8 protein-coding genes are annotated in these 6,583 nt (G+C 71.3%); all 8 read right to left on the bottom strand.

The window, feature by feature from the left end:
- Positions 1-138: 138 nt before the first annotated feature.
- Positions 139-771: a LysE family transporter gene (locus tag ACGFIW_RS22850; protein WP_393319031.1), complete on the bottom strand. Its 633-nt coding sequence runs from the start codon at positions 769-771 to the stop codon at positions 139-141.
- Positions 772-1,092: 321 nt separating this feature from the next.
- On the bottom strand, positions 1,093-1,692 hold the full coding sequence (locus tag ACGFIW_RS22845; RefSeq protein WP_393319028.1) for a TIGR03086 family metal-binding protein: 600 nt from the start codon (positions 1,690-1,692) through the stop codon (positions 1,093-1,095).
- 205 nt (positions 1,693-1,897) lie between these two features.
- Positions 1,898-2,383, bottom strand: coding sequence for a metal-sulfur cluster assembly factor (locus ACGFIW_RS22840; protein ID WP_393319025.1), 486 nt, complete (start codon positions 2,381-2,383; stop codon positions 1,898-1,900).
- 76 nt (positions 2,384-2,459) lie between these two features.
- On the bottom strand, positions 2,460-2,933 hold the full coding sequence (gene sufU / locus ACGFIW_RS22835) for a Fe-S cluster assembly sulfur transfer protein SufU (RefSeq protein ID WP_393319435.1): 474 nt from the start codon (positions 2,931-2,933) through the stop codon (positions 2,460-2,462).
- Between the two features lie 2 nt (positions 2,934-2,935).
- Positions 2,936-4,240 (bottom strand): cysteine desulfurase, encoded by a 1,305-nt coding sequence (locus ACGFIW_RS22830; RefSeq protein WP_393319022.1) that lies wholly within the window; start codon positions 4,238-4,240, stop codon positions 2,936-2,938.
- A 20-nt stretch (positions 4,241-4,260) separates the two neighbouring features.
- Positions 4,261-5,034: a Fe-S cluster assembly ATPase SufC gene (sufC, locus tag ACGFIW_RS22825; RefSeq protein WP_234588431.1), complete on the bottom strand. Its 774-nt coding sequence runs from the start codon at positions 5,032-5,034 to the stop codon at positions 4,261-4,263.
- The gene (locus ACGFIW_RS22820) at positions 5,034-5,360 is read right to left on the bottom strand and encodes a non-heme iron oxygenase ferredoxin subunit (protein ID WP_109820754.1); all 327 of its coding nucleotides are present in this window, start codon (positions 5,358-5,360) and stop codon (positions 5,034-5,036) included. The genes sufC and ACGFIW_RS22820 overlap by 1 nt, the downstream gene beginning before the upstream one ends.
- Positions 5,360-6,505 carry a Fe-S cluster assembly protein SufD gene (gene sufD, locus ACGFIW_RS22815; RefSeq protein WP_393319018.1) on the bottom strand — a complete coding sequence of 382 codons (1,146 nt, stop codon included), beginning with the start codon at positions 6,503-6,505 and terminating at the stop codon, positions 5,360-5,362. The genes ACGFIW_RS22820 and sufD overlap by 1 nt, the downstream gene beginning before the upstream one ends.
- Positions 6,506-6,583 lie beyond the last annotated feature (78 nt).

Here is a 6,583-nt window from a genome sequence, read left to right as displayed (position 1 = left end):
GGCCCGGCGCGGTCAGGCGACCGGTAGGCCCGGCGCGGTCAGGCGACCGGTAGGCCCGGCGCGGTCAGGCGACCGGTAGGCCCGGCGCGGTCAGGCGACCGGTAGGCCCGGCGCGGTCAGGCGGCCGGCGGTGACCGGTCAGCCCGGCAGCACCGCGGCCACTGCCAGCGCGGCGATGAGCGCGCTGGAGAGCAGGCCGGTGACCAGCCGACCACGCGGCCCGGTCAGCGCCCGGCCGACCACCGTGCCACCGCCGGCGATGACCAACTGCCAGCTTGCCGACGCGAGGAACACCCCGGCCACGAACAGCGCCACGGAGACCACGCCCGCGTCGGCCGTGTCCCCACGGCCGAGCACCAGGGCGGTGAAGTAGAGCACCGTCATCGGGTTCAGCAGGGTCAGCCCGAGCAGCGCCGCGTAGGCCCGCCCCGGGGTACTCATACCCCGGCCGGCGTGTGCGGTCGGCGGTCGCCGCGACCGGTGCGCGGACCACGTCCGCCAGAGGCCGTGCCCGGCGAGCCCCAGCAGGACCACGGCGGCGACGACCCGCAGCGGCCCGGCGAGCGGCGCGATGACGTCGGCCAGGCCAGCGCCGCCGAGCGTGGCGACGGCCGCGTAGAGCCCGTCGGCCGTCGCCACGGCGAGCGCCGCGGCCGCACCGACCCGGAACGAGGTACGGGCACTGAGCCCCAGGATGAGGATCGCGATCGCGCCGACCGGGATGGCAACGCCGTAGCCGGCGACCACGCCGGCGAGGAACGCCCCGGTCACGGACGTCGGCGGCGGGTCGAGGCTCGTCCCATCAGCGGCCGCTGTCGCCGCACGGCAGTCGCCGCACGGACAGAAACCTGCATCGGGTACGCCTCGATCACACACGCATCCTCCGCGCCGAGGCAGTGTCCCCGCCACCGGATTTCCCCGCGCCCCCACACCCTCGCGCCCCACGCCCCGCGCCCCCGCGCCCCCGCGCACCGGGCACCCAGCGCGCCAAGGTCACGCTCCAACCAGGATGTAGTGGCCTCGGCATCGCACCGAGGGCACTACATCAATGATCGAGCGCGATCTTGGGTTGTTCCGGGGTCGGTCGCGCGTTCAGAGCCGCACGCCGGGCCACTGGGGGTCGCGGCCGAGGTAGGAGAGCAGGGCGCTGACGTCGTCGGCCTCCGCGCCGGCGTCGAGCGCCGGGGCGTACGCGCCGTAGTTCCGCAACGGCTCGACGACCTGCCGGGCGATCTCCAGCAGGGGGCGGGCGAGGTCGTCGTGGAGCGGGGACGGCTGGCCGGTGGCCGCCGCGATGTCCCAGGCGTGCACCGCCGCGTCGAGGGCGCACGCGACGGCACCCACCTCGGCCGGCAGCGCACCCAGGGGCAGCGGCGTCCGCACCTGCGGATCGTCGTCGGCGACGCCCGCCCAGGCGCGGGCGGACGCGTCGAGGGCGGCGCGCAGCCCGGTCAGCTTGTCACCCTCGATCCGACCGGAGGGCGCGAACGGGTCCTCCGATGGCCCCGCCCCGCCGACGATCGCCGCCGCGAAGGCGATCTGGTCGCCTGTTGCGTGCTGAAGCACCTGCGTGACCGTCCACCGCTCGCACGGGGTGGGCAGGTCCCACGCGTCTGCCGGGATTCCCTCGGCGGTCGTCCGGAGCGCCCTGTGCGCCTCGTCGAGCACGATCCGCCACTGTCCCGCTGCCATCTCACCCATTGTCCCGACCCTCTCCGCCGAACCCGTCACGTGAGCGATTCCGCTCACCCCCTGAACGGAATGTTCCGCTCCGTTCTGTAATTCAGCCTATCAGACCGGAACGATCCGTTCCACTAATGGAGCGCGTCGAGGCATCACAGATCGAGCGCGGCACCCGAATGGGCGCCGCGCTCGACGAAGGTGGAACGGAGTCGGGTCAGACGTTGAAGCCGAGGGACCGGAGCTGGTCCCGACCCTCGTCGGTGATCTTGTCCGGGCCCCACGGCGGGAGCCACACCCAGTTGATCCGGATGTCGTTGACCAGGCCACCGCCGGGGCCGGTGGTCAGCGCCTGCCGGGCCTGGTCCTCGATCACGTCGGTCAGCGGGCAGGCCGCCGAGGTGAGCGTCATGTCCAGGGTGGCGACGTTCTCGTCGTCGACGTGGACGCCGTACACCAGGCCCAGGTCGACCACGTTGATGCCGAGCTCCGGGTCGACGACGTCCTTCATCGCCTCCTCGATGTCGGCGAGCATGGCCTTACTGACACCGCCCGCCGGGACGGCCGCATCGCCCGCCTGGGCAGCAGCATCGCCCGCCGGGACGGCGGCATCGCCGGCATCCGGCGTCACCGCATCGGTCTGCGCCACTACGGCGTCATCGGCCTCCGGCGTCGCCGCAGTAGCCGTGTTCTCGCTGCTCATGCCTTCACTCCGCTTCGCTTCGTAACGCCATGAGGCACCACCGCGCCGCACCACTGGCTCGCTCGCTGACGCTCGCTCATGCCTTCACCTCCGGGCTCACGCCCACACCGGCGCGTGCCGCGGCGTCCTTGAACGCCATCCACGGCAGCAGCGCGCACTTGACCCGGGCGGGATAGCGGGCCACACCCGCGAAAGCAACCCCGTCACCGAGCACGTCCTCGTCCGGCGTGACCTGGCCACGCCCGGACATCAACTCCACGAACGCCTCGTGCACCTCGAAAGCTTCCCCGGCGCCCCGGCCGCGCAGCAACTCGTGCAGCACGCTCGCCGAGGCCTGGCTGATCGAGCAGCCCATGCCGTCGTACGAGATGTCGTGCAGCACCGTGCCGTCGGTGGCCACCCGGACGGTGACCTCGTCGCCGCAGGTGGGGTTGACGTGGTGCGCTTCCCCGACCCGGTCCGCCGGGTCGTCGGCGTCGCGCAGGCCACGACCGTGCGGGCGCTTGTAGTGGTCCAGGATGATCTCCTGGTAGAGCTGGTCGAGCTGCACCATCAGTCGAACACCTTCCGCACCTGCTCCAGACCGGCCACCAGAGCGTCGATCTCCTCGGTGGTGGTGTAGAGGTAGAACGAGGCCCGGGTCATCGCCGGGACACCGAACCGACTGCACACCGGCTTGGCACAGTGGTGGCCCACGCGCACCTGCACGCCGAGCGAGTCGAGCACCTGACCCACGTCGTGCGGGTGCACGTCACCGAGCGCGAACGAGATGGTGCCGCCCCGGCCGATCGGCACGGTCGGGCCGAAGATCCGCAGGTCGGGCACCGTGCCGAGGGCGTCCAACGCGTACGCCGTCAGCTCCTTCTCGTGCCACTGGATGCCCCGCATACCGATGCCGGTGAGGTAGTCCACAGCCGCGCCGAGCGCGACCGCCTCGGCGATCGGCGGGGTGCCCGCCTCGAACCGGGCCGGCGGCGCGGCGAACGTCGAGCGGGCCATGGTGACCGTCTCGATCATCGAACCGCCACCGAACACCGGCGGCATGGCCGCCAGCAGCTCACCCCGACCCCAGAGCACGCCGATGCCGGTCGGGCCGAGCATCTTGTGACCGGTGAAGACGATGTAGTCGGCGTCCAGGTCGACCACGTCGATGGGCAGGTGCGGCACCGACTGTGAGCAGTCCAGCAGCAGCAACGCGCCCACCTCGCGGACCCGCGCGGTGATGCGGGAGGTGGCGTTGACGGTGCCGAGGATGTTGGACATGTGCACCAGCGAGACGATCTTCGTCCGTTCGGTGACCAGCTCGTTCAGGCCCGACTCGTCCAGTCGGCCCTGCTCGGTGACGGGGAACCAGCGCAGGGTCGCGCCGGTGCGCTCGCAGAGCAGCTGCCACGGGACGATGTTCGAGTGGTGCTCCATCTCGGAGATCACCACCTCGTCGCCCGGACCGAGCCGGAACCGGGGGTCACCGTCCGCGCGCAGCGAGGCGTTCGAGAAGGCGTACGCCACGATGTTGATCGCCTCGGTGGAGTTCTTGGTGAACACCACCTCGTCGACGCTCGGCGCGTTGACGAACGCGGCTATCTTGGCCCGCGCCCCCTCGTACGCCTCGGTGGCCTCGGTGCCCAGGGTGTGCACCGAGCGCGACACGTTGGCGTTGTGCCGCGCGTAGTGCTCGTCGAGCACGTCGAGCACCTGGCGTGGCTTGTGCGAGGTGTTGGCGCTGTCGAGATAGACCAGCGGGTGCCCGTTGATCTCCCGATCGAGGATCGGGAAGTCGGCACGCACCCGGGCCACGTCGAAACGCGGCACGTCGTCGTACTGCGGCATCCCCGCGGGGATCGCGATGCTGGTCATCTCGGCAGCGCCTCTCCCGCTCAGGCCTTGGCCGTGCCGGCCCCGGCGGCGTACCGCTCGTAGCCCTCGGCCTCAAGCTTGTCGGCCAGCTCCGGGCCGCCCTGCTCGACGATCCGGCCGGCCACGAACACGTGCACGAAGTCCGGCTTGATGTAGCGCAGGATCCGCGTGTAGTGGGTGATCAGCAGCACGCCGGTGTCGCCGGTGTCGCGGACCCGGTTGACGCCCTCGCTGACCACGCGCAGCGCGTCCACGTCGAGGCCGGAGTCGGTCTCGTCGAGGACGGCGATCTTCGGCTTGAGCAGCTCCAGTTGGACGATCTCGTGCCGCTTCTTCTCACCGCCGGAGAAGCCCTCGTTGACGTTGCGCTGGGCGAACGCCGGGTCCATCTGGAGGCGCTCCATCGCGCCGCGCAGCTCGCCACCCCAGGTGCGCAGCTTGGGCGCCTCGCCGTCGATGGCGGTCTTCGCGGTCCGCAGGAAGTTGGCCACCGAGACGCCGGGCACCTCGACCGGGTACTGCATGGCCAGGAACAGGCCGGCGCGGGCGCGCTCGTCGACGGTCATGGCGAGCACGTCCTCGCCGTCGAGGGTCACCGAGCCGCCGGTGATCTCGTACTTGGGGTGACCGGCGATCGAGTACGCAAGCGTGGACTTGCCGGAACCGTTCGGGCCCATGATCGCGTGGGTTTCGCCCGACTTCACGGTCAGGTCGACGCCGGCCAGGATCGGCTTGAGCTCACCCTCGGGCAGCTTGACCGACACCTTCAGGTCGCGGATCTCCAGGGTGCTCATTATCGGGTCACTCCATTACTCGGCGTCAGGCTGAGGTAGATGTCGCCGTCGCGGACTTCGACGGGGTAGACGGGGACGGGTTCGGTGGCCGGCAGACCGGAAGGCTGCCCGGTGCGCAGGTCAAAGCGCGACCCGTGCAGCCAGCACTCCAGCGTGCAGCCGTCGACCTCGCCCTCGGAGAGGGCGACCGAGGCGTGCGAGCACTCGTCGTAGGCGGCGTAGAACTCGCCGTCCTCGCCGTGCACCAGCGCGATCGGGGTGCCGTCGACGTCCGCGCTGATCGCGGTGCCCTTCGGCACGTCCTCGGTCGAGCAGATCCGGATCATCAGGCGCCCGCCTTGGTCAGCCGGGCCTCGATCGCGTCGCCGAGGCTCTCGCGCAGCGACTCCACCGGGATCTTGTTGATCAGCTCGGCGAAGAAACCACGGACCACCAGCCGGCGGGCCTCACTCTCCGGAATGCCCCGGGCCATCAGGTAGAACAACTGCTCGTCGTCGAAGCGGCCGGTCGCGCTGGCGTGGCCGGCGCCGGCGATCTCGCCGGTCTCGATCTCCAGATTGGGTACGGAGTCCGCCCGCGCGCCGTCGGTGAGCAGCAGGTTCCGGTTGATCTCGTACGTGTCGGTGCCGGTCGCCTCGGCCCGGATCAGCACGTCACCGACCCAGACGGTGTGCGCGCTCTCGCCCTGCAGGGCGCCCCGGTAGCCGACGTAGCTGCGGCAGTCCGGCACGGAGTGGTCGACCAACTGCCGGTGCTCCAGGTGCTGGCCGGAGTCGGCGAAGTAGACGCCGTACAGCTCGGCCTCGCCACCCCGACCGGTGTATTCCACGCTGGTGAACTGCCGGACCAGGTCGCCACCCAGGGACACCTGGATGTGGATGACCTTGGCGTCCCGGCCCAGCTTGATCTTCAGGTGCTGGGCCTGGACCGCGTCGTCGGCCCAGTCGGCGATCGTGACGAGCGTCAACTTCGCGCCGTCGGTCACGGCCACCTCGACGTTGTCGGCCAGGGTGGCCGACCCGACGTGCTCCACCACCACCGTCGCCTCGGCGAACCGGCCCACCTCGACGAAGGTGTGACCGAACGCCGGCTGCCCGACGCCCTCGCCGACCACCCGCAGCCGCACCGGCTCACCGAGCACCACGTCGGGGGCCACCCGCAGCAGCAGGGCGTCGGCGGCGGCACCGTAGGCCAGCGCGCTGACCCGGTCGACCGGGGTCAGCACACTGCCGATCCGGTCGTCGTCACGGCCGACCCGGGTGATGGCGACGCCCTCGGGCAGGTCACCGTACTCGTGCCGGACCGCGCCGGCCGCGGCCGGCGCCTCGGTGGTCAGGCCGCGGAGGCGCTTGAGCGGGGTGAAACGCCACTCCTCCTCCAGGCCGGTGAGGGCCGGGAAGTCGGCGACGTCGTACGAGCGCAGCGCCTGCGACTTGGTGCTGGGAGGCGGCGCGGAAGCCTGGGTAGTCATGTCTTCCTTGGTCTGTCTGTTTCCGTGACGACGAGGTGGGGCCTGGTGTGGCGGGCCGACGTTCCGGCCCGCCCCGCG

This window comes from Micromonospora sp. NPDC048935 (genome assembly GCF_043197875.1).
Lineage (GTDB): Bacteria > Actinomycetota > Actinomycetes > Mycobacteriales > Micromonosporaceae > Micromonospora.
Note: the sequence above shows the minus strand (reverse complement) of the source record. Positions and strands in the feature narration are given on the sequence as shown.

Coding starts and splice junctions, on each gene's coding strand:
- ACGFIW_RS22845 (WP_393319028.1), bottom strand. CDS start 1,692: ATGGCAGCGGGACAGTGGCGGATCGTGCTCGACGAGGCGCACAGGGCG.
- ACGFIW_RS22840 (WP_393319025.1), bottom strand. CDS start 2,383: ATGAGCAGCGAGAACACGGCTACTGCGGCGACGCCGGAGGCCGATGAC.
- ACGFIW_RS22830 (WP_393319022.1), bottom strand. CDS start 4,240: ATGACCAGCATCGCGATCCCCGCGGGGATGCCGCAGTACGACGACGTG.
- sufC (WP_234588431.1), bottom strand. CDS start 5,034: ATGAGCACCCTGGAGATCCGCGACCTGAAGGTGTCGGTCAAGCTGCCC.
- ACGFIW_RS22820 (WP_109820754.1), bottom strand. CDS start 5,360: ATGATCCGGATCTGCTCGACCGAGGACGTGCCGAAGGGCACCGCGATC.
- sufD (WP_393319018.1), bottom strand. CDS start 6,505: ATGACTACCCAGGCTTCCGCGCCGCCTCCCAGCACCAAGTCGCAGGCG.